The sequence below is a fragment of the Bradyrhizobium sp. Arg816 genome, assembly GCF_029989365.1.
Taxonomy (GTDB): Bacteria; Pseudomonadota; Alphaproteobacteria; order Rhizobiales; family Xanthobacteraceae; genus Bradyrhizobium.
In genome coordinates this window covers 172,257-198,949 of record NZ_JAPRAQ010000001.1, presented here as the reverse complement: position 1 = coordinate 198,949, position 26,693 = coordinate 172,257, and the positions used below count along the sequence as shown (strand labels likewise).

18 protein-coding genes and 3 pseudogenes are annotated in these 26,693 nt (G+C 65.8%); 13 read left to right on the top strand and 8 right to left on the bottom strand.

What is annotated here, in order from left to right:
* The first annotated feature begins 41 nt into the window (after positions 1-41).
* The 4 genes and pseudogenes from OWC48_RS00925 (at position 42) to OWC48_RS00910 (ending at position 4,591) form a co-directional block, all read left to right on the top strand.
* Positions 42-2,000, top strand: a complete 1,959-nt coding sequence (locus OWC48_RS00925) for an ABC transporter ATP-binding protein/permease (RefSeq protein WP_282518233.1) — start codon at positions 42-44, stop codon at positions 1,998-2,000.
* Between the two features lie 74 nt (positions 2,001-2,074).
* Positions 2,075-2,785, top strand: a pseudogene (locus OWC48_RS00920) (phosphatidylserine decarboxylase); the annotation flags it as partial.
* Positions 2,786-2,865: 80 nt separating this feature from the next.
* Positions 2,866-3,750: a phosphatidylcholine/phosphatidylserine synthase gene (locus OWC48_RS00915; RefSeq protein WP_282518232.1), complete on the top strand. Its 885-nt coding sequence runs from the start codon at positions 2,866-2,868 to the stop codon at positions 3,748-3,750.
* Positions 3,751-3,871: 121 nt separating this feature from the next.
* Positions 3,872-4,591 (top strand): RraA family protein, encoded by a 720-nt coding sequence (locus OWC48_RS00910; protein WP_208086134.1) that lies wholly within the window; start codon positions 3,872-3,874, stop codon positions 4,589-4,591.
* 16 nt (positions 4,592-4,607) lie between these two features.
* On the opposite strand, the gene OWC48_RS00905 is transcribed toward OWC48_RS00910, so the two are convergent.
* Positions 4,608-4,901: a hypothetical protein gene (locus OWC48_RS00905; protein WP_282518231.1), complete on the bottom strand. Its 294-nt coding sequence runs from the start codon at positions 4,899-4,901 to the stop codon at positions 4,608-4,610.
* 100 nt (positions 4,902-5,001) lie between these two features.
* Here OWC48_RS00905 and OWC48_RS00900 point away from each other — a divergent pair, with 100 nt between their 5' ends.
* The 8 genes from OWC48_RS00900 to OWC48_RS00865 all read left to right on the top strand — a co-directional run bounded on the left by OWC48_RS00900 (position 5,002) and on the right by OWC48_RS00865 (position 14,860).
* Positions 5,002-5,826 (top strand): SDR family NAD(P)-dependent oxidoreductase, encoded by an 825-nt coding sequence (locus OWC48_RS00900; protein WP_282518230.1) that lies wholly within the window; start codon positions 5,002-5,004, stop codon positions 5,824-5,826.
* A gap of 226 nt (positions 5,827-6,052) precedes the next feature.
* Positions 6,053-6,826, top strand: coding sequence for a motility protein A (locus OWC48_RS00895; protein WP_028146686.1), 774 nt, complete (start codon positions 6,053-6,055; stop codon positions 6,824-6,826).
* A 24-nt stretch (positions 6,827-6,850) separates the two neighbouring features.
* Positions 6,851-7,681 carry a flagellar motor protein MotB gene (locus OWC48_RS00890; protein WP_282518229.1) on the top strand — a complete coding sequence of 277 codons (831 nt, stop codon included), beginning with the start codon at positions 6,851-6,853 and terminating at the stop codon, positions 7,679-7,681.
* A 274-nt stretch (positions 7,682-7,955) separates the two neighbouring features.
* Positions 7,956-9,854, top strand: coding sequence for a potassium transporter Kup (locus OWC48_RS00885; protein ID WP_282518228.1), 1,899 nt, complete (start codon positions 7,956-7,958; stop codon positions 9,852-9,854).
* 140 nt (positions 9,855-9,994) lie between these two features.
* On the top strand, positions 9,995-11,923 hold the full coding sequence (locus tag OWC48_RS00880; protein ID WP_282518227.1) for a potassium transporter Kup: 1,929 nt from the start codon (positions 9,995-9,997) through the stop codon (positions 11,921-11,923).
* A gap of 303 nt (positions 11,924-12,226) precedes the next feature.
* Positions 12,227-12,553: a rhodanese-like domain-containing protein gene (locus OWC48_RS00875; protein WP_008139644.1), complete on the top strand. Its 327-nt coding sequence runs from the start codon at positions 12,227-12,229 to the stop codon at positions 12,551-12,553.
* A gap of 7 nt (positions 12,554-12,560) precedes the next feature.
* On the top strand, positions 12,561-13,742 hold the full coding sequence (locus OWC48_RS00870) for an aminotransferase (RefSeq protein WP_038932055.1): 1,182 nt from the start codon (positions 12,561-12,563) through the stop codon (positions 13,740-13,742).
* A 5-nt stretch (positions 13,743-13,747) separates the two neighbouring features.
* Positions 13,748-14,860 carry a polyamine ABC transporter substrate-binding protein gene (locus tag OWC48_RS00865; RefSeq protein WP_282518226.1) on the top strand — a complete coding sequence of 371 codons (1,113 nt, stop codon included), beginning with the start codon at positions 13,748-13,750 and terminating at the stop codon, positions 14,858-14,860.
* A gap of 302 nt (positions 14,861-15,162) precedes the next feature.
* On the opposite strand, the pseudogene OWC48_RS00860 reads toward OWC48_RS00865, so the two are convergent.
* The 3 genes and pseudogenes from OWC48_RS00860 to OWC48_RS00850 all read right to left on the bottom strand — a co-directional run bounded on the left by OWC48_RS00860 (position 15,163) and on the right by OWC48_RS00850 (position 21,103).
* Positions 15,163-17,223: pseudogene (locus OWC48_RS00860) on the bottom strand (autotransporter domain-containing protein).
* Positions 17,200-18,174 (bottom strand): annotated as a pseudogene (locus OWC48_RS47515) (beta-propeller fold lactonase family protein); the annotation flags it as partial. The pseudogenes OWC48_RS00860 and OWC48_RS47515, both read right to left, overlap by 24 nt.
* A complete protein-coding gene (locus OWC48_RS00850; protein ID WP_282518225.1) occupies positions 18,164-21,103 on the bottom strand; it encodes an autotransporter domain-containing protein in 2,940 nt (979 codons plus the stop codon). The pseudogene OWC48_RS47515 and the gene OWC48_RS00850, both read right to left, overlap by 11 nt.
* 48 nt (positions 21,104-21,151) lie before the next feature.
* Between OWC48_RS00850 and OWC48_RS00845 the strand changes: the two genes are divergently transcribed.
* A complete protein-coding gene (locus tag OWC48_RS00845) occupies positions 21,152-22,567 on the top strand; it encodes a tetratricopeptide repeat protein (RefSeq protein ID WP_282518224.1) in 1,416 nt (471 codons plus the stop codon).
* A gap of 180 nt (positions 22,568-22,747) precedes the next feature.
* On the opposite strand, the gene OWC48_RS00840 is transcribed toward OWC48_RS00845, so the two are convergent.
* From OWC48_RS00840 to OWC48_RS00825, 4 genes are read right to left on the bottom strand one after another with little or no spacing between them, the layout of a single operon-like run.
* Positions 22,748-23,680: a lipid A biosynthesis lauroyl acyltransferase gene (locus OWC48_RS00840; protein WP_282518223.1), complete on the bottom strand. Its 933-nt coding sequence runs from the start codon at positions 23,678-23,680 to the stop codon at positions 22,748-22,750.
* A gap of 8 nt (positions 23,681-23,688) precedes the next feature.
* Positions 23,689-24,966, bottom strand: a complete 1,278-nt coding sequence (locus tag OWC48_RS00835) for a beta-ketoacyl-ACP synthase (protein WP_282518222.1) — start codon at positions 24,964-24,966, stop codon at positions 23,689-23,691.
* A 47-nt stretch (positions 24,967-25,013) separates the two neighbouring features.
* Complete coding sequence (locus OWC48_RS00830) at positions 25,014-26,219, bottom strand: beta-ketoacyl-ACP synthase (RefSeq protein WP_282518221.1); 1,206 nt, start codon at positions 26,217-26,219, stop codon at positions 25,014-25,016.
* The gene (locus tag OWC48_RS00825) at positions 26,216-26,686 is read right to left on the bottom strand and encodes a 3-hydroxyacyl-ACP dehydratase FabZ family protein (protein WP_282518220.1); all 471 of its coding nucleotides are present in this window, start codon (positions 26,684-26,686) and stop codon (positions 26,216-26,218) included. The genes OWC48_RS00830 and OWC48_RS00825 overlap by 4 nt, the downstream gene beginning before the upstream one ends.
* Positions 26,687-26,693 lie beyond the last annotated feature (7 nt).

Genomic DNA, 26,693 nt, shown 5'->3' with positions numbered 1-26,693 from the left:
TCGTAACGCTGCCCGCACCCGGCGGGCTTTCAGGCTTTTTGATGGACCAACCTCAATCGTTCGACGGCGCAGACGTTCCCGATCCTCCCTCGGGAGGATCGCTGGAGCGGGCCACGCTGATGGGCACGCTGGCGCATCTGTGGCCCTATATCTGGCCGGGCGACCGTTTCGACCTGAAGATGCGGGTGGTCTGGTCGATGGTGCTGTTGCTCGCCGCCAAGCTGATCACGCTGACCGTTCCGTTCAGCTTCAAATGGGCGACGGACGCGCTGACCGGCGCCAACACCGCGCCGGTGCAGCCCGACAACTGGCACCTCTGGGTGATCGCTTCGCCATTGCTGCTGACCGCGAGCTATGGCGTGACGCGCATCCTGATGGCGGTGCTGACGCAATGGCGCGACGGCATCTTTGCCCGCGTCGCCATGCATGCGGTGCGCAAGCTCGCCACCATCACCTTCATCCACATGCACGAGCTGTCGCTGCGCTTCCACCTCGAGCGCAAGACCGGCGGCCTGACGCGCGTGCTCGAGCGCGGCCGCGAGGGCATCGAGGTCATCGTGCGCATGGTGATCCTGCAGCTGATCCCGACCATCGTCGAGGTCACGCTGCTGCTGGCGGTGCTGCTTTGGCAGTTCGACTGGCGCTACGTCGTGGCGACGCTGATCACGGTCGCGGTCTACATGTACTACACCTACATCGCGACCGAATGGCGGATCGGCATCCGCCGCAAGATGAACGATTCCGACACCGAGGCGAACACCAAGGCGATCGACTCGCTGCTCAACTACGAGACCGTGAAATATTTCAGCGCGGAGACGCGCGAGGCGCAGCGTTACGACAAGTCGGTCGCGCGCTACGAGGAGTCGAGCGTTCAGGCCTATACCTCGCTCGCGGTGCTCAACACCGGCCAGGCCGTGATCTTCACGCTCGGGCTGACCGCGACCATGCTGATGTGCGCGATCGGGGTGCGCAACGGCACCAACACGGTCGGCGATTTCGTGCTGGTCAATGCCATGATGATCCAGCTCTACCAGCCGCTGAATTTCATGGGCATGGTCTATCGCGAGATCAAGCAGGCAATCATCGACATCGAGAAGATGTTTGGCGTGCTCGGACGCGAGGCCGAGATCAAGGACATGCCCGATGCGCAGCCGCTGGTGGTCTCGGCCGGCAATCTGCGTTTCGAGGACGTGCGCTTTGCCTACGAGCCGACGCGGCCGATCCTCAAGGGCATCAGCTTTGAGGTGCCGGCCGGCAAGACGGTCGCGATCGTCGGCCCGTCCGGTGCGGGCAAGTCGACGATTTCGCGTCTGTTGTTCCGCCTCTACGACGTCTCCGGCGGCAAGATCCTGATCGACGGGCAGGACATCCGCGAGGTCACGCAGGATTCACTGCGCGCCTCGATCGGCATGGTGCCGCAGGATACGGTGCTGTTCAACGATACCATCCGTTACAACATCCGCTACGGCCGCTGGGATGCTGGTGATGCCGAGGTCGAAGAGGCGGCGCGGCTGGCGCAGATCGACCATTTCATCCGCATGGCGCCGATGGGTTACGAGACCCAGGTCGGCGAGCGCGGCTTGAAGCTGTCCGGCGGCGAGAAGCAGCGCGTCGCCATCGCGCGCACCGTGCTCAAGGCGCCGCCGATCCTGGTGCTCGATGAGGCGACCTCGGCGCTCGACACCCACACCGAGCACGAGATCCAGGGCGCGCTCGACCGCGTGGCGAAGAACCGCACCTCGCTGGTGATCGCGCACCGGCTTTCCACCATCGTCGGCGCCGATGAGATCATCGTGCTGGACCAGGGCCGCATCGCCGAGCGGGGCACCCACGCCAAGCTGCTCGTGCAGGGCGGCCTCTATGCCAGCATGTGGAACAGGCAGCGCGAGGCCGAGGCGGCGCGCGAGAAACTGGCCAAGATGGCGGATTCCAGCGAGGCGCCCAACCGGGAGCCGCCGCCGGTCGATGACGCCCTCGCGACATCAGCGGCCGCGGAGTGACCTTGTCTCGGGTCCCAACTCTGGCCTAAACAACTCCACCGCGCGGGGGCGACCCGGCGCCATCAACTCCCAGGCGGCAGATAGCGATGTCCATCCTCGATTCGATCCAGCGTCAGATCCCGCCGATCCACAAGGAGGGCTATCCCTTCATTGGCGGCTTTGCGCTGGCAAGCCTGATCCTGTTCTGGCTGTGGTCGCCGCTCGGGTGGATCGGCACGATCCTGACCGTGTGGTGCGCGCTGTTCTTCCGCGACCCCGTGCGCGTGACGCCGGTGCGCGAGGGGCTCGTGGTGTCGCCGGCCGACGGCCGCGTCTCGATGATCACCATGGCGCTGCCGCCGGCCGAGCTCGGGCTCGGCGACCGGCCTTTGCCGCGGATCTCGGTGTTCATGAGCGTGTTCAACTGCCACGTGAACCGCAGCCCGATCGCGGGCAGGGTGGACCGCATCGCCTACCGGCCGGGCCTGTTCGTCAACGCCGAGCTCGACAAGGCGAGCGAGGACAATGAACGCAATTCGCTCGTGATCACGACGCCGACGGCTAGGATCGGCGTGATCCAGATCGCGGGGCTCGTCGCCAAGCGCATCGTCTGCTTCGTCAGGGAAGGGCAGGCGATCGGGGCGGGCGAGCGGTTTGGCCTGATCCGCTTCGGCTCGCGCCTCGACGTCTATCTGCCGCTGGGCACCAAGGCGCTGGTGTCGGAAGGGCAGACCGCGATCGCCGGGGAGACGATTTTGGCCGATCTTGCCGGGGACGACCCAAGCCGCGCCTACCGCGCCAATTAACCATTGGTCGGTGCATCAGGGCCTTCCGCCGCAATGGCGGAGGGGGACGCGGCTTGCTATATCTCGCCTTGAGGTAAGCCATGACGCCCTATGATCTTAAAGACCCTGACGTCCGCCGCCGGCGGTTCCGCCCGATCCCGGTGCGGATGTTGGTGCCCAACGTCATCACGCTGCTGGCGATCTGCGCCGGCCTGACCTCGATCCGGCTGTCGATCGAGGGGCGGATGACGCTCGCGGTCTATGCCATCGTGTTCGCGGCTGCCCTCGACGGCATCGATGGCCGCGTCGCGCGCATGATCAAGGGCCAGTCCAAGTTCGGCGCCGAGCTCGACAGCCTCGCCGACTTCGTCAATTTCGGCGTGGCGCCCGGCCTGATGCTGTACTTCTGGCAGTTGCACGAGCTCGGCAATGCCGGCTGGATCGCCGCCATGGTGTTTGCGATCTCCGGGGGCTTGAGGCTGGCGCGCTTCAACGCCACCATGGACGATCCGAACAAACCGGCCTTCGCCGCCAATTTCTTCACCGGCGTGCCGGCGCCCGCCGGCGCGATCACCGTGCTGCTGCCGATCTATATCGCGTTTCTCGATCTCGGCCGGCTGCCCGCGGCGGTGACGGCGGCCTATACGCTCTTGATCGCCTTCCTGATGGTGTCGCGTCTGCCGGTATTCTCCGGCAAGACCAAGCGCATGCGCGTGCCGCCCGAGCTGGTGCTGCCGGCGTTCGTCGCGGTGATCGTCTTCATCGCTATCCTGATTGCCTATCCCTGGCACGTGCTGTCGATCGGCACGGTGCTGTATCTGCTCGGTTTGCCGCTCGGCTACAAATCCTATCGCGACCAGGCGCGCGCGATGGCGGCCACTGCGCCGTCGGGAGGCGAGGTCCCGTCGCCGCCTTCGGCGCCGACGCTGGCCAATTTGTCGGAGCCGCCGCACGACGACGACGACCGGCCCGGACGGCTGCACTGAGCGGTTTTCGCGGATATCTGCCATGAAGGCGGCCGAGTTGGGTTGAAGCCCGATCTCGGCTATATCGCCCTGTGCCGGCGGCACCGCGCCAACAGCGGCCGCCAATCTGGGAGAGAACGCCGTGACTGATAAAGCGACCGGGCCGCTGCCCGCTTCCGTCCTCGAAGCGCTGGGCCGCTATGACACCCCGACGATCTGCAATGCCATGGAGATCGTGGCGCCCGAGCGCCGGTTGATCGGCTACACCACCAAGCAACTGGTCTGCCCATTTCCCGACCTGCCGCCGATCGTCGGCTACGCCCGCACGGTTGCGATCCGCTCGGTGCTGAAGTCCTCGCTGCCGGCCGAAGAGCAGTCCAAGCGCCGCATCGAATATTACGAATATGTCGGCACCGGCCACGGTCCGCGCATCTCGGTGATCCAGGACATTGACGGCCCCGACGTCGGCTACGGCGCGTTCTGGGGCGAGGTGCAGAGCAACGTGCACAAAGCGCTCGGCTGCCTCGGTGTCATCACCGACGGCTCGATTCGCGACATCCCGCAATGGGCCCCGGGCTTCCAGGCGCTGGCCGGCTCGATCGGCCCGTCGCATGCCTGGGTGCATGCGGAAAGCTTCGGCGGCGAGGTGCGCGTCGCCGGCATGACCGTGAAGTCCGACGATCTGATCCATGCCGACCAGCACGGCGCCATCGTGATCCCGCTCGACATCGCGGCAAAGCTGCCCGAGGCCGCCGAGCTCTGCGGCCGCCGCGAGACGCCGATCCTGGAGATCGCGCGCAGCCCCGACTTCTCGCTGGAGAAGTTGAAAGCCGCGCTGAAGCGCTCGGCGGAGATTCACTGAGGGGCGACCGAACGACTTACGGCCGGCTTGCCGGCCGCGGGCCGCCCTGTTCCGTCAGAAACAGGGCGGCCTGATCCGGCTCGCCGAACACTGCGGCGGCGCACCCGATCAGGGTGAAGCCGCCGGCGAGATCCCAGAGGGTGATGTCGTCGGCATCATCAGGGACGTGAATCAAGCGCGCTGCGATCACGGCAAAGCCCGCCTCGACAAACAGCAAGACGCTGAACGCCGGCAGGACGAGGCCTGGTTCGAGCAGGTGGAGCGCCAGTACCGCGGGCAGCGCGGTGAGAAGACCGAACAGCGTCAACATGGCAAAACGGCTCCTGCGATGGAGCATGCCGCCCGGCAATAGAATACTGCATGATCTCTCGTCGCGGATGTGGCGCAGGGCCGCAGTCGGAGGACGCACAATGAAGATGACTGGCAAAACCGCCCTGATCACCGGTTCGACGGACGGCGTCGGCCGCCACGTCGCGCGCCGGCTGGCCGAAGCAGGTGCGAGGGTCCTGATCCACGGCCGAGATGCCGTGCGCGCGAACGCGCTGATCGACCAGATCGTGCAGGCCGGCCACGCCGCGCCGACATTCTACCAGGCCGATCTATCGTCGATGTCGGGCACGCGAGAGCTCGCAGCGGCCGTTATCCGCGATCACTGGCGTCTCGATGTGTTCGTCAGCAACGCCGGCATCGGCTCGCAGAACGACGGACCGCAACGGCAGGAGAGCCCGGACGGCTACGAACTGCGCTTTGCGGTGAATTACCTCTCGGGCTTCCTGCTTGCGCACCTGCTGCTGCCGCTGTTGAAGTCTGCAGCACCTTCGCGCGTCGTCAATGTTGCCTCCCTCGGTCAGCATCCGATCGATTTCGAGGACGTCATGATCAGCAAGGGCTACAGCGGTTCACGTGCCTACGCCCAGAGCAAGCTCGCGCAGATCATGTTCACCATCGATTTCGCGGAGGACGTGAAACGCATGGGCATCACCGTCAACGCGCTGCATCCGGCGACCTACATGAACACCACGATGGTGCGCGCCGGCGGCATCACGCCGATCTCGACGGTGGAGCAGGGCGGTGCGGCGATCCTGCACCTCGTCGAAGGCGACGATGTCGCCGGCAAGAGCGGACTGTTCTTCAACGGCATGAACGAGACGCGCGCCAATCCGCAGGCCTACGATGCCGGCGCGCGCAGGCGCCTGCGCGCGCTCAGCCGCGAGCTGACCGGGCTTTCGTCCTGAGCTGCCGTCCTGGCGCGCCGCAATCATGGTTAGCGAAGTGTTGAGATTCCGGTCGGTCGCGGGCAAAGCCGGCGTCCTGTCAGCGCGCTGCACCGGTTTGGCGCCCCGGCTCAACTTAACCTTTACGCGGCTTTAAGGGCGGCACTCTAGGGTTTCCGATGCGGTTCGGGGTTGGGCCGCGCCAGCGGCCAGGACGGCCGTTGTTGCGTTCGCGTTGGAGTGTCCCATGGATATCATGACGAGCGTCGGGCTCATTGCGGGCATCATCGTCATTACGGCGATGATCTTCATGGGCGGCGACCTCCACATGTTCATCTCCGAACATGCCATGATCATCATCTTCGGCGGCTCGGTCTCGGCCACCATGATCCGCTTTCCGCTCAGCGCGCTCCTGCACGGCCTTCCGCTCGGCGCCAAGTTCGCTTTCACCATGAGCCGCTTGTCGGCGCACGACCTCGTCGACGAGCTCGCCCGCATCGCCGAGATCGCCCGCAAGCAGGGCCCGGTCGGCCTCGAAAAGGTCGAGACCGACGAGCCGTTCCTGGCCAAGGGCATCCGCTACGTCGCCGACGGCTACGACCTCGACTTCATCCGCGACAATCTCGAGCGTGACCGCGACAACTTCCTCATGCACTTGGACGAAGGCAGCAAGATCTACCGCGCCATCGGCGACTGCGCCCCGGCCTTCGGCATGATCGGCACCCTGATCGGCATGGTGCAGATGTTCGCCAACATGACCGATCCCTCCAAGCTCGGTCCGTTCATGGCGACCGCGCTGCTCGCAACCCTCTACGGTGCGCTCGTCGCGAACCTGTTCTGTCTGCCGATCGCGGACAAGCTGCACGGCAAGCTGCTCGACGAGGAAACCAACCGCACGCTGATCATCGACGGCATCCTGATGATCCGCGACTCCAAGAGCCCGACGCTCGTGCGCGAAATGCTGCTGGCCTATCTGCCGGAGAAGCATCGCCACGCCGAAGGCGAGCCGGTGCCGGCGTAACGCCGCCGCCCGGGATCTCGAGAGATGGCCAAGAAGAAGCGCGGCGATGCTCACGGTGGCGGTCACGGCTGGTTCGTGACCTTCGCCGACCTGATGGGCCTGATGATGAGCTTCTTCGTGATGCTCGTCGCATTCTCGACGCAGGACGCCAACAAGCTGAAGATCGTCGCCGGCTCCATGCGCGACGCATTCGGCGTGCAGAGCGAGGCACGCTACGCCGGTATCGTCGAGTCCGACGGTCTGCCGACCCGCCCGCGGCTGAAGAACGTCGACCACATCCAGCCCGAGGACGCCTCCAACACGCCGACGCCGGATCAGGAGGACCGCGACAAGACGTCCGGCGCGAAGATCAAGGTCGACCGCAATTTCGCGCTCGCCGCGGCCTCGCTGCGCCAGGCGTTGCAGGACATGCCGGAACTGACCGAGATGTCCAAGCACATCATGTTCGAGGAGACCAAGCAGGGCCTCAACCTGGAGATCGTCGACCAGGATGGCCGCTCGATGTTCGCCGACGGCTCCAAGGTCCCGTATGACCGCACCCGCCGTCTGATCGAGAAGCTCGCGATCCCGCTGAAGGCAACGCCGCTCCGTGTCTCCATCGCCGGCCACACCGCGGCCGGATTCGTGCCGACCCGCAGCGACTATGGCGCCTTCGACCTGTCGGCCGATCGCGCCAATTCCGTGCGTCAGATCCTCGAACGCGAGGGCCTGCCGCCATCCCACATCTTCGCCGTCGCCGGCAAGGCGGACACCCAGCCGCTGTTTCCGGACGATCCCTCGCTCGCGGCCAACCGGCGGGTGACGATCACGCTGATGCGCGAGGATCCGCCGCTGCCGCCGAATTTGAAGCCGTAGAGCGTTTCGCGCGAAGCGGCCGCCGGTTTCGCGTGAACAAAACCCGTCAAGCTCAGAATCTCGAGGCCCGTTCCCGCTTCACTCGGAGCGGAAAGCTCTAGGCACTTGCGCTACCATCTTACCTGAGGCATGTCGTCGCGCTAGCGATCATCGTTGCTGCGCCGTCACAGCATCCGCCCCGGCGGCTGCTATGGTGGTGTGCCGATTGACAGGCGCGCCGGAACGGTCAAAAGGCGCCGGATCAATTCTCGGGAAGAAGCGTTTCTCATCTCACATGACGGCGAGCATCACATCGACCGACGCTCAGGACGGGCCCGTCACCTCGGGTTTCTGGGGCCTGACGCTCGGAAGCATCGGCGTTGTCTTCGGCGATATCGGCACCTCGCCGCTGTACGCATTCCACGAGGCGGTCAAGGCTGCGACCCATGGCGAGCCGGTCTCGCGGGTCATGGTGCTCGGCGTGCTCTCGCTGATCCTCTGGGCGCTCTTTATCGTCGTCACCGCCAAATACGTCCTGCTGCTGCTGCGCGCCGACAATAACGGGGAGGGCGGCACGCTCTCGCTGATGGCGCTCGGCCAGCGCGCGCTCGGGCGACGAAGCTGGTTCCTGCTCGCACTCGGCGTGGTCGGCGCCTCCATGTTCATCGGCGATTCCATGATCACGCCGGCCATCTCGGTGCTGTCGGCTGTCGAGGGTCTGAAGCTCGTGACCCCCGCCTTCGAACACTATGTCGTGCCGCTCACCGTCATCATCCTGGTGTTGCTGTTCGCGGTCCAGAGCAAGGGGACGGCGCTGGTGGCCTCGGCCTTCGGGCCGGTGATGGTGGTCTGGTTCACCGTTCTTGCGGTGATGGGCGCCGTGCACATCGCCGACGATCCGTCGGTGCTGGCGGCCATCAATCCCTATTACGCGCTGCAATTCCTGCTGTCGCACGGCACGATCGGCCTGGTGACGCTCGGCGCCGTGTTCCTGGCGGTGACGGGCGGCGAGGCGCTCTACGCCGATCTCGGCCATTTCGGCCGCAAGCCGATCCAGTCGGCCTGGATGTTCTTCGTGCTGCCCGCGCTCCTGATCAACTATTTCGGGCAGGGCGCGCTGGTGCTGTCCGATCCCAGTGCGATCGAGCATTCGTTCTATCGCATGGTGCCCGAGAGTCTGGTGCTGCCGCTGGTTGGACTTGCGACCGCGGCGACCGTGATCGCGAGCCAGGCCGTGATCACCGGCGCCTATTCGCTGGTCTATCAGGCGGTGCAGCTTGGCCTCCTGCCGCGCTTCGAAGTGCGCTACACCTCCGAGACCCATGCTGGCCAGATCTATCTGCCGCGTGTCAATCGGCTGCTGCTGATCGGCGTGATGTTGCTCGTGCTGTTGTTCCACACCCCCAGCAATCTGGCTTCGGCCTACGGCATCGCGGTCTCCACCACCATGGTCGCCGACGGCGTCATGGGCTTCGTCGTGATCTGGAAACTGTGGAACTGGCGCGCCGCGACGGCTGCGGCGGTGATCGTTCCATTCGTTGTCGTAGACATCAGCTTCTTCAGCGCCAATTTGCTCAAGCTGCTCGAGGGCGCCTGGGTGCCACTGCTGTTTGGCGCGGCCATGGCCGGGACGATCTGGACCTGGCGCAAGGGGACCGGCATCCTGCTCCAGAAGACGCGCCGGATCGAGGTGCCGCTCGACGATCTGATCCGCAGCCTCGAGAAGCGCCCGCCGCACATCGTCAAGGGCACCGCGGTGTTCCTGACCAGCGATCCCGCCTTCGTGCCGACCGCGCTGCTGCACAATCTCAAGCACAACAAGGTGCTGCACGAGCACAACGTGGTCCTGACCATCGAGACCGCGCATACGCCGCGGGTCGACCTGTCCGAGCGGTTCCGCATGGAGAAGATCAGCGACAAGTTCTCCAAGGTCAGGCTGCGCTTCGGCTACATGGAGCAGCCGAACGTGCCGAAGGCGCTGGCGATCGCCCGCAAGCAGGGTTGGCAGTTCGACATCATGTCGACGTCGTTCTTCGTGTCGCGAAGGTCGCTCAAGGCCTCGGCCCAGTCGGGCATGCCGCTGTGGCAGGATCACCTCTTCATTGCGCTGAGCCGGTCCGCCAACGACGCCACCGACTATTTCCAGATTCCGACCGGGCGGGTGGTTGAAGTCGGCACCCAAGTCACCATCTGAACGCAATTGGCCAATCCATGCAAATTTCGCATGGCAAGGGCCCAAAATCGGGCTAGGCTATGCCGGCAGCGCAGGACTATAAGCCGCGCGCTCTTCCGCCGTTGTGCAGCGAAGCATTCTAGAGGCCACTGGGCTCTCCCATGACAAGTGACGTAGCGATTTCCGCCCCGGAAACGGCGGCGGCCAATGGGCATGGCGAAGCCCACACCACCGCCCGTTTCGGTGCGCTGACGCTCGGCAGCATCGGCGTCGTCTACGGCGATATCGGCACCAGCCCGCTCTACGCGTTCCGCGAGGCGGTGATGGCGGCCTCGGGCGCGGAGGGGGTGCCGACGCCGGCAGCCGTGCTTGGCGTGCTCTCGCTGATCCTGTGGGCGCTCATCGTCGTGGTGACGCTCAAATACGTCGTGATCCTGCTCCGCGCCGACAACAATGGCGAGGGCGGCACGCTGGCGCTGATGGCGCTGGCCCAGCGCGCGGTCGGCACCGGCGGGGCGACCATCGTCCTGCTCGGCATCATTTCCGGCGCCCTGTTCTACGGCGACGCCGTGATCACGCCGGCGCTTTCGGTGCTATCGGCCATCGAAGGCATGAAGGATATCACCCTGCACTTCGAGCCTTACATCGTTCCGTTGACCGTGATCATCCTGGTCGGCCTGTTCGCCGTGCAGTCGCGCGGCACCGCCCGCGTCGCCGCGTTCTTCGGTCCCGTGATGTGCGTCTGGTTCGCGGTGATCGCGATCGCGGCCATCCACCCGATCATCGAGCAGCCGCAGGTGCTGTTCGCGCTGAACCCGCTCTACGCCGTGTCCTTCATGTTCCACCATGGCATCATCGGTTTCGTGACGCTGGGCGCGGTGTTCCTGGCGGTCACCGGTGCCGAGGCGCTCTATGCCGACCTCGGCCATTTCGGCAAGCGGCCGATCCAGACCGCCTGGCTGTTCATCGTGCTGCCGTCGCTGGCGCTGAACTATCTGGGGCAGGGCGCTCTCGTCCTCGGCGATCCCGGCGCGATCGTGAGCCCGTTCTTCCAGCTGTTCCCGCAAGGCTTTTTCCGCGGCTGCATGGTCGTTCTCGCCACCGCTGCCACGGTGATCGCGAGCCAGGCCGTCATCACCGGTGCCTATTCGCTGACGCGCCAGGCGATTCAGCTCGGGTTGCTGCCGCGCTTCGAAATTCGCCATACGTCTGAAGCTCATTCGGGCCAGATCTTCATCCCGCGCATCAACCAGCTTCTGCTGGTCGCGGTGGTGCTGCTGGTGCTGCTGTTCCGCTCCTCCAGCGCGCTGGCGTCGGCCTATGGCATCTCTGTCACCGGGACCATGGTGGTCACGGCGATGATGGGTTTCGTCGTGATCTGGAAGGTCTGGAAGTGGTCGCCGTTCGCCGCCGCCGCCCTGATCGTGCCGTTCCTGTTCCTCGACCTGACCTTCCTCGCCGCCAACCTGCTCAAGGTGTTCGAGGGCGGCTGGGTGCCGCTCGCGCTCGGCGCGCTCATGATCATCCTGATGTACACGTGGCGGCGCGGCAGCCGGCTGCTGTTCGAGAAGTCGCGCAAGCTCGAATTCCCGCTCGCCGACCTCGTGGCGATGCTGGAGAAACGGCCGCCGCAGCGCGTGCCCGGCACCGCGGTGTTCCTGACCTCGGATCCGCTCAGCGCCCCGACCGCGCTGATGCATAGTCTGAAGCACTACAAAGTGCTGCATGAGAAGAATGTCATTCTCACCATCGAGACCGCGCAGACTCCGCGGATTGATCCGGCCGAGCGCGTGAGGCTGGAGCAGATCTCACCGACCTTCTCCAAGGTGACGCTGAAGTTCGGCTTCATGGAATCGCCCAATGTGCCGAAAGCGCTTGCGATCGCCCGCAAGCTCGGCTGGCAGTTCGACATCATGTCGACCTCGTTCTTCCTGTCGCGGAGGGCGCTCAAGCCCGCCGCCCATTCCGGCATGCCGCGCTGGCAGGACCGGCTGTTCATCTCGCTCAGCCGCTCCGCCAACGACGCCACCGACTATTTCCAGATCCCCTCCGGCCGCGTCGTCGAGGTTGGAACGCAGGTGACGATCTAGTTCCCCCGCTGTCGTCGCCCGGCTTGACCGGGCGACCCAGTATTCCAGAGACGGCGCGGCTAGAACCGAGAAGCCGCGGCGTACTAGATTCCCCGCTTCCGCGGGGAATGACACCGAGCGCGTGGTGGGATGCGGAGCAGGAGTTTCAGGCATCCTGAAAGCTGCACTTCAAGTCGCTGCGATTTAGCTTTAACTTGCGGCATGCAGCTCAAGCCTTTGTAGCGCTTGATTTTCGCCTGCCGAGAGGCGAGGTTGCCGCCCGCCGGGATCGCTCCGGCGCAGGCTCGGACGTTGGAGGATGATGTGGCAAACCAGGTACAGGATCTGACCCCGGACGAGGTCTCCAAGGGTGTCGCGGAAGGGCGCTATCTCCTCGTCGACGTGCGCGAGCCGAACGAGGTCGAGGCCGAGGCATATCCCTACGGCGTTGTCGTGCCGCTCTCGACCTTCGATCCCAAGGCGATCCCCGATCCCCAGGGCAAAGAGGTCGTGTTCGCCTGCCGCTCCGGAAAACGCTCGGTGACGGCCTCGCTCGCGGCGCAGGCGGCGGGGCTGCCTTATGACAAGCATCTGGCCGGCGGCATGCTGGGCTGGAAGGCGGCGGGTCTTCCCAGCAAGGTCGGTGGCTGACCTCGCGATGACGACCAAGAGCTCCTCGCTGAACAAGGTCTTTGCCGACCTTCCCGTCACCATCTTCGAGGCGATGTCGCAGGCCGCGCGCGACAACAACGCCATCAATCTCGGCCAGGGCTTTCCTGATGATCCCGGGCCTGAGGACATCCGCCGCGCCGCGGCCGATGCCTCGCTGAACGGCTACAACCAGTACCCCTCGATGATGGGCCTGCCGGAGCTGCGTCAGGCGATCGCGACCCATTACGGTCACTGGCACGGCCTCAAGCTCGATCCGATGAGCGAGGTGATGGTCACCTCCGGCGGCACCGAGGCGCTGACCTCGGCGATCCTCGCGGTGGTCCAGCCCGGCGACGAGGTGGTCTGCTTCCAGCCGGTCTATGATTCCTATTTGCCGATCATCCGCCAGGCCGGCGGCATTCCGCGCCTCGTACGCCTCGAGCCGCCGCACTGGCGGTTGAATGAGGACATGCTGAAAAGCGTCTTCAATTCAAAGACCAAGGCGGTGCTCTTCAACAATCCCCTGAATCCGTCCGCAGTGGTCTATCCGCGCGAAGATCTCGAACTGCTTGCGCGCTACTGCCAGGAGTTCGACGTCATCGCGATCTGCGACGAGGTCTGGGAGCACGTCACCTTCGACGAGCACAAGCACATCCCGCTGATCACCATCCCCGGCATGCGCGACCGCACCATCAAGGTCGGCTCGGCCGGCAAGATCTTCTCGTTGACCGGCTGGAAGATCGGCTTCGTCTGCGCCGCGCCGCCGCTGCTGCGGGTGGCGGCCAAAGTGCACCAGTTCCTGACCTTCACCACCGCGCCGAACTTGCAAGCCGCCGTCGCCTACGGGCTTGGCAAGTCCGACGACTACTTCCTGTCGATGCGCAAGGACCTGACGCGGAGCAGGGACCGCCTGACCAGGGGGCTGGAGAGCCTCGGCTTCCCCGTGCTGAAGTCGCAGGGCACCTACTTCCTCACCGTCGACCTATCGCCGCTCGGGCTCAACGAGAGCGACACCGAGTTCTGCTGGCGGATCGTGAAGGACTACAAGGTCGCGGCGATCCCGGTGTCGGCCTTCTACGAGCAGGACGCGGTGACCTCCGTGGTCCGCTTCTGCTTTGCCAAGAAGGACGAGACCCTCGACACCGCGCTGGAGCGGCTGTCGGACGCGGTGCGCGGGCGCAAGAGGTAGGAAAGATGACGAACGTCGGCCGCTCCAGGCTTTGCCTTGGTTTTGCGATCGCCGCGGCGCTGACGTTGCTTTCTGCCCCCTCAGAGGCCGAGGAGCGGGTCGTCAACTTCTACAACTGGTCGAACTACATGGCGCCTGACGTCCTTGAGGCCTTCACCAAGGAGACCGGCATCAAAGTGGTCTACGAAACCTTTGATGCCAACGAGACGCTGGAGACGCGCCTGATGGCCGGCAAGTCCGGCTACGACGTCGTGGTGCCCACGGCCTATTTCCTCCAGCGCCAGATCAAGGCCAACATCTTCCAGAAGCTCGACAAGTCGAAGCTGCCGAACCTCGCCAATGCGTGGGGCGTGGTGACCGAGCGCCTTGGCATTTACGACCCCGGCAATGTCTACGCCGCGAACTACATGTGGGGCACGACGGGCATCGGCTACAACGTCGCCAAGCTGAAGCAGATCCTGGGAGCCGACGCGAAGATCGACAGTTGGGACATCGTCTTCAAGCCGGAGAATTTGGCGAAATTCAAAGACTGCGGCGTCCACATGCTCGACTCCGCCGACGACATCTTTCCGGCGGCGCTGAATTATCTCGGGCTCGATCCGAACTCGACCAAGCAGGCCGACCTCGACAAGGCAGCCGACGTCGTCGCCAAGGTCCGCCCGTCCGTGCGCAAGTTTCATTCGTCCGAATATCTCAGCGCGCTCGCCACCGGCGAGATCTGCTTCGTGGTCGGCTGGTCCGGCGACATCATGCAGGCCCGCGCCCGCGCGGCTGAAGCGAAAAGCGGCGTCGAGATCGGCTACGCCATTCCGAAGGAGGGCGCACAGATGTTCTTCGACAATCTCGCGATCCCCGCCGACGCCAAGAACGTTAGGGAAGCCTACGAGCTGATCAACTATCTCTATCGCCCGGATGTCGCCGCCAAGAATTCGGACTTCCTGTCCTACGCCAACGGCAACCTCGCCAGCCAGAAGCTGATCGATCCGAAGATCCTTGATGACAAGAACATCTATCCGGACGAGGCGACGCTCTCGAAGTTGTTCGTCATCACGGCGCGTGAGCCTGCGACGCAGCGGATCATCAACCGGCTCTGGACGAAGGTGAAGACGGGGCGGTAGTCGCTCCGGGAACCAACCCGAAAACTAAATCCCGCAAAACAACCCCATGCACAGTAGAACCGCTACCGGCGTGTTGCCGGCGGCGATGATGCCTAAGTTGCGGTGTGGTTTCGATGAATCGACCCGCAGGCGCAACAGTCTGAAACGTCTCTCCCGCAACGCGAAGTGAGCCACCGGATGCGCCTGATGTGATCAGCCTCCGGTCCTTTGACTCGTCGGGCAAAACACTGGCAGAGTCGTAACGTGGCCATCACGCCCAGATGCCGCTCCCAGTGCGAGACACCGCGAGAGCAACGCGCCTGCTACCACGCATAACGCAGCGCGCCCTTGCCGGCGTAGGAGCGCGTCACGTTGGAGAACTCGCCTTCGAAGGTTGCTGCCGTCGACCAGCCGTTCAGCCATTTCATTTCCGCGGATGCGGTGGCGAGGGCGGAGTCGGCTGCCGATCGTGCACCGCCTACGACGAAGCTCGCGCCGGGCAGCGCCTGGAATGTCGCGGCGACGGAGTGATCCGGATTGAAGTCATGCGCCCAGGCGGCGCGGCCGCGCAGGGTGAGGACGCCATCCGCCGTGGCGAAGGATTTGTCGGTGCGCAAGCCGAGCTCGCTGCGCGCATCGGTCACGCTCTTGGCGGCATAGGCAAGCGCAAACGCATTGCTCCCCGAGACCACCGTTTCAGCATAGGCCGGCAGATCGAACGTCGTGAACTGGACCGCGGCCTAGGGCGTGAGGCCGATGCCGCCGACCCATGGCGCGACGAAGCGATAGCCGCCTTCGAGCCGGCCGGACCACGCATTGGCGTTGAACTCGGCGCGCAGCCGGTCGACGCCGGCGAGCGTCACCGTGCGATCGGTGGTGACGTCCTGCCAGCCATAAGCCAGCGCGGCAGAGATGTAGCTCGGGCCATTGGTGTGGCGGAGATAGGCGCCGGCTTGGAACAGGTCGGAGCGGCCGTAACCCAGACCATTGACGTTGAAGCTGGTGCCGCCGCCGGCGAGCGCAAAGCCTGCGAGCGTGTTCGGCGAGAACAGGTAGTCGGCGCCGACAGCGGTGCCGGCGATGCGGCTCGCAGAATCGTTCGAACCGACCACCGCATTGCCGCTGGTCGATTGTGAGCCACCGAAGCCTGCCGCCCACACGCTCCAGCGCGGCTCGTAGGCCCTGGCGAGCGGCACCTTCGTGAACATCGCGAACGCATCGGTCTTGTTGCTCGCGGCGTAAGCGCTGGCCTCGCCTTCCTCCGCGTAGCCCGTCGGTGACGTCGCGCCATCGATGCCGCCGCCGCGTCCTGCGAACGGATCGGTCATCATGCCCATGAACTGGCCCATGGCGCCGAAGGTCGTCTGTTGCGAGCCGGTGGCGCTCTCGCCGGAGGCCTGGGTCAGGCCATTGGCGGTGAGCGCGCTGTAGATCAGCGAAATGCCGCCATTGCGGTTGAAGAAATTGACGATCGCGTTCCCCACGCCCTGCTGGTTGCCGGCAAGCCCCGATCCCGGCGGCGCCACGAAGGCGAGCGACAGGTCGAGATAGGCATGGGTCGCGTCATAGCCGAGATCGGTCTTGAAATTCACCGGCAGATTGGTGTTGACCACGGTCGGAGCAAACGTGCCGCTGACGCTGCCTGCGGTCAGGATGGTGTACTGCTTTGCCACATAGCTGCCGCCGGCAAACACCGCGTTCACGCCGGCGCCGCCGAGCGTGGCGGTGCCGCTGACGGTCGCGAACGAAGCGGTCGAGGGATTCACCTGCACCTGATAGATCGCGCCGGACTGGAAGGCGAGATTGCCCGCGATCGCCATCGACGAGCCCGGCGTGCCATTGCCGGGCGCAAAAATGCCGCCGCTCGCAATTGTCAGCGTTGGAATGGCGGCGCCGCCGTTGATGACCGATCCTGTCCCCGTCAGGCCGCCGATGGTCTGATCGAAACCGTTGAGATCGAGCGCAGCCCCGCTTGCGATTGTGTAGTTGCTGTTCGGCGAAAACGCGTTCGCGATGCCGGCTTGCAGCGTCCCGGCATTGACTAAGGTGGGCCCGAAATAGGTGCCGGCGCCCGAGAGCGTCAGGGTTCCGGCACCGATCTTGGTGAGGCCGCCCGGCCCGCCGATCGTCCCCGACAGCGTCGCATTGTTGCCGGCGGTATCGAACGTGCCGCCGGCGACCATCAGGGTGATCGGCAGATTGCTCGTGATGCCGGTGCCGGCGAATTGCATCGTGCCCCCGGTGAACACCGGCCCGCCAGCGCCGGTGCAGGCCAGCGCGCCCGATGTGTTGGCCGTGAATGTCAGCCCCGCCGCCAGCAGGGCATTGCCGCCGCCGCAGATGCCGGAGGACCAAGGACGGAATCCAACGGCCAGCGTGGCCATCACCGTGTTGGTCGCGGTGTTGATCACGGAAACCGTGTCGAGACCAATGGTCACATAGATGCGGCTGCCGTCGGGACTGACGCTGACCGCCAGCGGAACAACTCCAACCGGGATGGCGGCCGTCACCGTGTTCGTTGCGGTATCGACTACGAAAACCGACGAGCTGACCGAGTTGACCACATAGAGGTGACTGCCGTCGGGACTGACGGCGACCGCCACCGGACGACTTCCGACCGGGATGGTGGCCGTCACCGCGTTGATCGCGGTGTTGATCACGGAAACCGAGTTGCCGCTCGAGTTCACCACATAGACGCGGCTGCCGTCGGCACTGACGACGACCCCCCGCGGAGCATTTCCGACCGGGATGGTGGCCGTCACCGTGTTGGTCGCGGTGTTGATCACGGAAACCGTGTTGCCGGTAAAGCTGGGCACATAGAGGCGGCTGCCGTCGGCACTGACGGCGATCCCGAGCGGAAAACTTCCGACCGGGATGGTGGCGGCCACCGTGTTGGTCGCGGTGTCGATCACGGAAACCGTGCCGTCAACAGCGTTGGCCACATAGACGCGGCTGCCGTCGGCACTCACGGCGACCGCGTACGGATTGGTTCCGACCGGGATGGTGGCCGTCACCGTGTTCGTTGCGGTATTGATCACGGAAACTGTGCCGTCAGATAAGTTGGCCACGTAGACCAGCGACTGGTCGCCGCGAACCGCCACTGCAGAGGGATCAGAGCCGACGTTGATGGTGGATCCGGAGACCGCGTTCGTCGTCGTATCGATGACCGAGACGGTAGCGTCACCAGAATTGCCCACGTAGAGGAACGGCCCCGACTGCGCGTGCGCCGCGGCCAGGCTCCCGAGCGTCAGCGCCAACGCCAGCGCCGACGACGCCAGCAGCGCGGCCCGCAAGCGGCGGGTCGCCGCGAGACGATCTTTCCGCTTACCACTCATACCGCACGGTGCCCTTGCCCGTGTAAGTCTGCGTGCTCTGGGAGAACTCGCCGTCGACGGTGCCCGCGAGCGAGAACCCGTTCCGCCATTTCATCTCGGCGCGGCCGCCGACCAGCGCGGAGTCGGCCGCCGGTTGCGCGCCGTTGACGGTGAAGGCTGCGCCCGGCAGCGTCTGGAAGGCTGCGCTGACGAGGCGGCTGGTGTTGGAATCGTGCGCCCAGGCGAGCCGGCCGCGCAGCGTGAGCACGCCACCATTGATGAGGAAGTGCTGGTCGGTCCGCGCGCCGAGCTCGGTGCGCACATTCGTCGTGTCCTGCGAGCTGTAGGACAGCGCGAACTGGTTGCTGCCGACGAGCGCGGTCTCGCCGTAACCGGGCAAATGGAAGGTCGTGACTTGTGCGGCCGCGTAGGGCGTCACGCCGAAGCTGGAGGCGGGAATGGGTGCGAAGCGCCAGCCGGCTTCCAGGCGGCCGGAGAAGGTGCTCGCCCTAAAGTTCGCGGTGAGCCTGTCGGTGCCTGAGACCGTCACGGTGCGATCGGTGGTGACGTCCTGCCAGCCATAGGCGAGCGCCGCGGAGATATACGCCGGCCCGAATGTGTGGCGGCCATAGAAGCCGGCCTGGAACAGATCGGCGCGGCCGCCGCCGAGGCTATTTGAGAGCGCAAAATTGTAGCCGGCGCCGCCGAGCGCAAAGCCGACCAGCGTGTTCGGCGAGACGCGATAATCGGCGCCGACCACGGTGCCGTAGATGCGGCTGGTGGTGGTGCTCGAACCCGATGCGGCATTGCCGTTCAGCGTGCTGGCGCCGCCATAGCCGGACGCCCATACGCCCCAGCGCCGGTCGATGACATCACCGCTTGCCTCGCGCGGCGTCACCGCGGCGTAGGCCTCGCGCACCTTGGCGTCGTTTGGTCTGATGGAAGCATAGCCCAGCGTCCCGCTGTCGCCGGCAGTGCCGCCGCGCTCGCCGTCCAAGCCGCCGCCACCGAGCGGATCGAGCATATTGACGAACTGCTGCGTGGCGTTGAACGAGGCTTGCCTGCCCGCGGCGCCGGGCTGGCCGGAGACCTGGCCGAGCGCGCCGTTGAGCTGCGGCTGGCCCATGTTGAGCAGCACGTCGAACCCTGCCGGCGGCGTCGCGGCGGCCTCGACCGCCCGGTTGATGGCGCCGGCCACATTGCTCTGGTTGCCCCCCATACCCGGCGACAGCGCGATCGTGCCGGGATCGAGCACGAGATAGACGTTGTTCAGATCGTAGGTGAGGTGCGGATTGCGCGCGCCGGGCGCGAAGCTGCTGCCGGTGAGGCCGGCGAAATGTGTTCCACCGAAGCCGCCGCTGGCGTTCAGGATGGTGTAGGTCTGCTGCCGAAAGCTGCCGGGCAAGGCGACCGCCTGCACGGTCGCGCCGGTGAGCGTCGCAATGCCGGTGACATTGGTGCGGTCGGCGGCGCTCGGCGAGACCTCGACGGTATAGAAGCTGCCGGCGTTGAAGGTCAGGTTGCCGCTGACGGTGAGGGTGCCGACGGAATTGCCCGGCGCCAGCGTGCCGCCGCTCGCGATCGTCGTGTTGCCGACGGTGCCGGTGCCGCCAAGCGTGCCGCCGCTGTTCACGGTGACGCCGCTGGAGGACGCGATCGAGCCGTTCACCGCCAGCGTGCCGCCGTCGATCTGGGTCGCGCCGGTGTAGGTGTTGACGCCCGACAGGGTCAGCCTGCCGGTGCCGACCTTCACCAGCGAGGCGCCGGTGCCGCCGCCGGATCCGCCATCGGCAAGCACGCCGGTGACATTGGTCGACAGGTTGTTGCTGCCGACCGTCAGCTGCTTGCCGCCGAGGTCGAAGGTGCCGCCACCGGCGAGCGAGCCGGCGCTGAGCTTGTTGTCGCTGTTCGGGCCGGTGCTCATCGAGAAGTCGAAGACGGCGCTGGGCGTGCTGTTGATGAGCTGCGCGCTGCCGGCCGTGGCGTTGCCGTCGAACAGCACGTTGCCGTTGTTGGTGATGGTGGCGCTTCCGGCTGTGGCGTTGGTATCGAAGGTCAGCTGCGCGTTGTTGGTGATTTGAGTGCCGCCGGCCGTGGCATTGCCGCTGAACACCAGCGTGCCGGCAGAGATCGTCAGGGCGGATAAATTGTCCGCGCCGGTCAAGGTCAGCGTGCCGGCGCCGGACTTGGTCAGCGCGCCGACGCTGAGATTCTGGCTGATGACGAAATTGTTGGCTGCCGCTGCAATCTCCAGCGTGCCGCCGCCGGCACCGAAGGAGATGCTGCGCGTGGTGGCGTTGAAAGCCGTGCCTGATATCTGCAAGGTGCCGCCGTTGAAGGTCAGGCCGCCCGCGAGGTCGCCGAGATTGGCGTCCGAGGAGACGCTGACCGTGCCGCCGGCGAAGGTGGTGCCGCCGATATAGGCGTTGGTGCCCGACAGCGTCAGCGTGCCGGTGCCGGTCTTTACCAGTGAACCGCCGGTGCCGCCAAAGTAGCCGCCATCGGCGATCACGCCGCTGACGGTGGTCGACAGATTGTTGCCGCCGACCGTCAGCTCGTTGGCGCCGCAAGAGAAGGCGCCGTTGCCGGCGATCGAGCCGGCGCTGAGCTTGTTGTCGCCGTTCGGGCCGGTGCTGCCGGAAAAATCGAAGGCGGCGCCCGGGTCGTTGTTGATCAGCTGCGCATTGCCCGCGGTTGCGTGGACCCGGAAATAGGTCGTTCCGATGGAACTGTGGAAGGGACCGCCGCCATTGTTGGTGATGACCGCGTTGCCGGCCGTGCTCAAGCCCATGAAGGATAGATTATAGGTGTTGGTGATGGTCGCGCTGCCGGCCGTGCTGTAGCCGACGAACCCCATGAGGCGGTCTGGCCGAACGTCCATGTCGGCGAGGACAGCCTGTTCCAGTGCATCCGCGAGCTGCGCACCGCGCTCGGTGACGAGCGGCGGCAACTGATCAAGCTCGCCTCCGGCGGCGGCTATCTGCTGGCGGCGGAGGTCGTGGACGCGCCCGCCGACCTGACGCCGGCCGGGGAGGTCGCGCTCCTGCCGTCGGCCGAGGTGGTCGCGGCGCCCGTGAGGCCGCAGCGCGCCCTGTTCGGTCTGAGCCGGCAGGCCATGGTCGCCGCCGTGGCCGGGCTCTGCGTGATCGTCATGGGGCTTGCGGTTGCCGCGCCCGTGCTGAAGCCGGACCTCCTGTTCAGGCGAACGCCGCCGCGGCTCGCGGTGATGCCGATCGTTGACGACAGCAACGATGCGCGCGGCGCGGCAATGGCCGCCGACGTCACTGCCCGCCTCACGGATGGTTTTGCCAAGATCCAGAACATCAGCGTGGTTGCGCCGCGATTGGCAGCCAAGGGCGGCGACAGCACCGCTGCGCCCGCCGCATCATCCGATTACGAGCTGCGCGGCGAACTGGAGCGTCGCGATCAGTCGTGGACGCTGCGCGCGCGCATCATCAAGGCCGCGACCGGAGAGGTGCAGTCGGTCGTTGCAGCGTCAGTCGCGGCGGACGAGGCGGACGCGCAGCTTGCGCAGTCGCGGCTCGTCGCCGGCGTCGGTCACGGGCTTGCGCGCCGTCTCAACGAGATTCTGGAGTCGCGTGTGCCGCGCCCCCAGGCCGCCGGGGCGTCGGCCGGCGGCGACAAGGTGGCCGTCGAGCAGGCGCTCGCCTCGATCAACCAGACCACGCGCGAGCGCTTTGGCGCGGCGCAGGCCATGCTGCAAAAGGCGCTCAGCGACGACCCTGACAATCTCGACATCGCGGTTGCGCTCGCCTCGCTCCAGATGCGCGGCATCCAGATGGTCTGGTTCAGCCCGGAGGAGGCGGTCGCCGTCGAGGCGAAGGCCAATGCGACGCTCGAGCAGGCGTTGCGGTCGAAGCCGAATTCCATTCCGGTGCTCGAGGCCTATTGCCGCTTCCTCAGCGCGACCAACCATTTCGTCGAAAGTCTCGTCACCTGCGCCAAGGCATTGAGCTTCGATCCGTGGAATGGGTCTGCGCTCTATCTGATCGGCCTCGGGCAGATCTTTCTCGGCCGCCACGACGATGCGCTCGCGACATTCCGGCAAGCCGATCGCTACGATACGCCGCCGGCCTCGCGCTGGACCTGGCTGCTCGGCGCGGGCCTGGCGAATCTCTTGATGGGGCGCGACGAGGAGGCGTTGCCGTGGCTGCAGCGTTCGATCGCCATCACGCCGGCGTCCGGGCGCTCGCACCTGCTGCTCGCTGCCGCCTACCAGAGATCGGGCCGGTTCGAGGAGGCGAGGGCGGCGATCGCGGAGGGCCTGAGGCTGCGGCCCGGTACGACCAGGCTCAACGTCTCGCCGCCGCTGAAGAACGTAAGTCCGGTTAATATCGCAGCCTGGGAGCGCATCGTTCAGGCCGAGGTCGATGCGGGACTGCCGGAGCAGTAGGGCGGGAAGTTTGAACCCCGCTGTCATGCCCCGCGAAGGCGGGGCATCCAGTACGCCGCGGCGTGAATTGTGAGAGCGAGCTCTCCAACGAAAGCCTCTGGGATACTGGATCGCCCGGTCAAGCCGGGCGATGACACCGAGAATGAGGCGCTCTCGGCCTCCACGCAATGACGGCAGTAGCTACCGCCACCTGCGGTGCAGCCACAGCCACTGCTCGGGATGCTCGCGCACCCAGCTTTCCACCACGCTGGTGATCGCCTGGGTCGTGCCCTGGATGTCGATCTTGCCCTCGGCATCGCGCACGGGCGGGACCTCCTCGGTCAGCTCGCCGCGGAATCGGCCGCCGGGCAGGCGGATGATGCGGACACCGTGGATCGGGCATTCGACCTGGCGGAGCAGGCGCGCCAGCATCGGGTTGGCGCGGGTCTTGCGGCCGAAGAAGGTGACCTCGACGCCGCCGGTCAGATACTGGTCGATCAGCATGGCGACGTGTTTGCCGTCCTTGAGCGCCTGCGCGAGGCGCAGCGGCGCATCGCGCCCCGCCGGGATCAGCGTGCCCATGTTGACCTGGCGCATCTCCTGGATGATGCGGTCGGCGGAGGCGATGTTGGGGCGGCGGTAGAGGATCGCGGCGTCCAGCCCATGCTCGACGGCGGCGAGTGCCGGCAATTCCCAGTTGGCGAGATGCGCGGCGAAGATCAGCGCCGGCTTGCCGTCATCGCGGATCTGGTCGAACAGCTCGATGCTGCGCGCCGGGAGTTCGATCCGGCTCTTCTCGGGATGGTCGCGGTCGTAGTCCCAGACGTGGTCCATATGGGCGAATTCGGCGCCGACGCGGCCGAGATTGTCCCACACGCCCATCAGGATCTGTTCGATTTCTTCCGGCGACTTCTCCGGAAATGCCGCGGTGAGGTTGGCGCGGCCGATGCGGTGCTCGCGCAGGCGCGGGCCGATCGTCTTCACCACGCGGGAGAAGAAGTCCGAGGTCTTGGCCGGATCGAAATAACGCGTGGTGCGCAGCATGCCGACGGTGGCAGCACCAATCAGGCTGCCGCCGAGCGATTTGGCAGCCTCCCGCGCGCGGGCCTTCGTGCTCGCAGGAAGCAGCGCCATGCGTCCGGTCAGGCCGGTTCGCGGGTCAGGATCAGCGAGGCGTTCTGGCCGCCGAAGCCGAACGAGTTCGACATCACTGCGGTGACGCGGGCATCGCGGGCCTTGTTGCCGACGACGTCGAACAGGATCGTGGGATCCGGGGTCTCGTAGTTGATCGTCGGCGGAATGCGCTGATGCTCGAGGGTGAGCAGCGAGAAGATCGCTTCGACCGCGCCCGCGGCCGAGATGGTGTGGCCGACCATCGACTTGTTGGAGGTCACCGGGATCTTCTGCGCGAGATCGCCGAACACGGCCGACGTCGTGTTGAATTCCATCTTGTCGTTCTCGGGCGTCGCGGTGCCGTGCGCGTTGATGTGGTCGATCTGGTCCGGCGTCATGCCGGCATCGGCCAGCGTCTTGTTCATGCAGCCGATGATCGGCTTGCCATCGGGCGAAGAGCGGGTGCGGTGGAAGGAATCGGTGAGCTCGCCGCAGCCGGCGATCACGCCGAGGATTTTTGCGCCGCGCGCGGTCGCGGCCTCGTAGCTCTCCAGGACGAGCGCGCCGGCGCCCTCGGCCATGACGAAACCGTCGCGGTTCTTGGAGAAGGGGCGGGAGGCCGCCTGCGGCGGATCATTCTGGGTCGACAGCGCCGAGAGCAGCGAGAAACGCACGAGAGCTTCGGGGTTCACGGTGCCGTCGGTGGCCACGCACAGCGCGGCATCGGTCTCGCCGCGGCGGATCGCCTCGACGCCGAGCTGGATCGAGGTCGCGCCCGAGGCGCAGGCCGTCGACAGCGAGATCGGCGAGCCCTTGGTGCCGAAGGTCTCGGCGAGATGGGCTGCCACCGAGCCGAACATGAAGCGGTGGTGATAGGCACTGTACTTGCCGCCGCCGGAGATGCGCAGCAGATCGTCATAGGTGATATCCTGCGCGCCGACGGCGCGGCCAAGCTCACGGCGCTGCGGCCATTCGACTTCGACCGGTGCAACCGCAAGGAAGAGCGGACCGGGGAAATCGGCCTTGGCGCCGATGCCGGCCTGCTCGAGCGCTTCCTGCGTGACGAGCTCAGCCATCCGCTCGGACAGGGCGGTGGAGGAGAACGGATCGACGCTGACGAAATCGACCGTGCCGGCCATCGTCGTCCTCAGGCCGTCGACCGGAAAGCGCGTGATGGTGCGGATGCCGGATTCGCCGGCGACGAGCTTCGCCCAATTGTCGGCCTTGCCGTTGCCGAGCGAGGTCATGATGCCCATGCCGGTGACGACGACGACGGGACGCCCGAGTTTGTCGCGTGGTGCAGTCATGTCGATCCCCCGATTGAGCTAGAGCATCCGCCAAAGCGCGACGCGCTTCAGCTTACGGCCTCGACCAGAGCCATGCCCTCGCCGCGCCAGTGTCCGGCCCCCACCACCACAATCTGGGTGGGCGCGCCCTGCATTTCAATCTCCGTCCCGGTGGAATCGTTCGGCGGGAACAGCGCACCGCGCGAGATCGACAGCGCCGCAAGCGCAATGCCGAGCGGGAATTGCGTTTCCATGGTGTGGCCGAACATCGTGCCGGTCGAACGCACCGGGAAGTCGGGATGGCCCTTCAGGAAGCCGAGCTCCTCTGACGTCGCGGGCTCCGCGCCGGTCGCGCCCGATATGATCGCGCCCTTGCCCTCGCGCCTGGGCAGCTTTTCCCAAAGCTTCTCCAGCGTCGCGGCCATGTCGCCGGGCTGCTTGCGCCGGGCGAGGTCGGCAACGACGCTCGAAAGCTTTGCGAACGGCTTTGCGCCGCGCGCCTCCGCGTGCGCCTTCGATTCCAGCACCAGGAACGCGCCGGCAGATCCCAGCGCGAAACCGGCGTGATCCTTGCGCGCCCACACCGGAGCAAACTTGTCCTTCAGATTGAAGGCGCCGAATTCGTAGAGGACCATCAGGTCCTTGCGCTCGCCATTGTGGGAGCCGCCGATCAGCGCGATGTCGCTCTCGCCCGAGGCGATGCGCGCGAGCGCAATGCGCGCCGCATCGGCGCCCGCGACCTCTTCGCCCATGAAAGTGCGCGAGGTGCCGCCGAGACCGTGCACAATGGCGATGTTGCCGGCGAGCAGGTTCGAGAGCTGGGCCAGGAACAGCGTCGGCCTGAGATCGCTCATCAGCCGTTCGTTGAGGAAGCCGGGCGCATTGGCGCCCTTGACCTCGGCCGTGAGCACGCCGGAGTCGACATTGATGTCGCGCTCGCCGCCGCCGGCGGCCACCACCATGTCGATCTTCGACAGGATGTCCTTGTTGCCCTTGATCCCGGCGGAATCGAGCGCAAGGCCCGCGGCATAGGTGCCGATGCGCTGCCAGGCTTCCATCTGGCGCTGGTCGCCCTTCTTCGGGATCTGGCTGTCGAAGGTCACAGGCATCAGGGGATGCACGATGCAGGGTGCAAAGCCCTTCTCGTCGACATTGATGCGCTTGTCCTGAAGCGCGGCCCAGTTGGCGTCCAGGCCTTCGCCGAGCGAGGTGGCAAGGCCGATGCCGGTGATCCAGACTTCCGTCTGGCCGGCCTTCGAAGCAATTTCAGTCATGGCGATACGGCCTGTTGCGGAAAGCCGACGCGTTTGGCGACCGCGTCCATGAAGCCGCGCATATCCGCATTGGGGAAGGGGATCTGCGTGAAGGTGAGCGTCGAATTCGCGCGCAGCTTACCGCCGACCTTGATCTTGGCCTCGGTCACCGCGTAGCCCGAGCCCTGATGCGACAGGGTCGCCTCGATGGTCATGAGATCGCCGGGGAAGACCGAGCCGCGGACCTTGGCCTCCTTGACGGCGGCCAGGATCGGCATGCGCTCGAACTTGAGCACGCCGAGCTGAAGCCAGCCCGAGGCCTGGGCCATCGATTCGATCAGGAGCACGCCGGGCATCAGGGGATAGCCCGGGAAGTGCCCCTCGAAGATCGTGCTCTCCTTGGGGACCAGGGCTTCGACGACAATCGTCTTCGCGTCGACGTTGAGGTCGACGACGCGATCGATCATGTGGAAGTATTCGAGTTGCATGACCGCG

What these genes read in the sequence shown, in the direction of transcription:
- OWC48_RS00925 (WP_282518233.1), top strand. Translation starts at nt 42, where the DNA reads ATGGACCAACCTCAATCGTTCGACGGCGCAGACGTTCCCGATCCTCCC.
- OWC48_RS00915 (WP_282518232.1), top strand. Translation starts at nt 2,866, where the DNA reads ATGACGCCCTATGATCTTAAAGACCCTGACGTCCGCCGCCGGCGGTTC.
- OWC48_RS00905 (WP_282518231.1), bottom strand. Translation starts at nt 4,901, where the DNA reads ATGTTGACGCTGTTCGGTCTTCTCACCGCGCTGCCCGCGGTACTGGCG.
- OWC48_RS00900 (WP_282518230.1), top strand. Translation starts at nt 5,002, where the DNA reads ATGAAGATGACTGGCAAAACCGCCCTGATCACCGGTTCGACGGACGGC.
- OWC48_RS00895 (WP_028146686.1), top strand. Translation starts at nt 6,053, where the DNA reads ATGGATATCATGACGAGCGTCGGGCTCATTGCGGGCATCATCGTCATT.
- OWC48_RS00890 (WP_282518229.1), top strand. Translation starts at nt 6,851, where the DNA reads ATGGCCAAGAAGAAGCGCGGCGATGCTCACGGTGGCGGTCACGGCTGG.
- OWC48_RS00885 (WP_282518228.1), top strand. Translation starts at nt 7,956, where the DNA reads ATGACGGCGAGCATCACATCGACCGACGCTCAGGACGGGCCCGTCACC.
- OWC48_RS00880 (WP_282518227.1), top strand. Translation starts at nt 9,995, where the DNA reads ATGACAAGTGACGTAGCGATTTCCGCCCCGGAAACGGCGGCGGCCAAT.
- OWC48_RS00870 (WP_038932055.1), top strand. Translation starts at nt 12,561, where the DNA reads ATGACGACCAAGAGCTCCTCGCTGAACAAGGTCTTTGCCGACCTTCCC.
- OWC48_RS00865 (WP_282518226.1), top strand. Translation starts at nt 13,748, where the DNA reads ATGACGAACGTCGGCCGCTCCAGGCTTTGCCTTGGTTTTGCGATCGCC.
- OWC48_RS00840 (WP_282518223.1), bottom strand. Translation starts at nt 23,680, where the DNA reads ATGGCGCTGCTTCCTGCGAGCACGAAGGCCCGCGCGCGGGAGGCTGCC.
- OWC48_RS00835 (WP_282518222.1), bottom strand. Translation starts at nt 24,966, where the DNA reads ATGACTGCACCACGCGACAAACTCGGGCGTCCCGTCGTCGTCGTCACC.
- OWC48_RS00830 (WP_282518221.1), bottom strand. Translation starts at nt 26,219, where the DNA reads ATGACTGAAATTGCTTCGAAGGCCGGCCAGACGGAAGTCTGGATCACC.
- OWC48_RS00825 (WP_282518220.1), bottom strand. Translation starts at nt 26,686, where the DNA reads ATGCAACTCGAATACTTCCACATGATCGATCGCGTCGTCGACCTCAAC.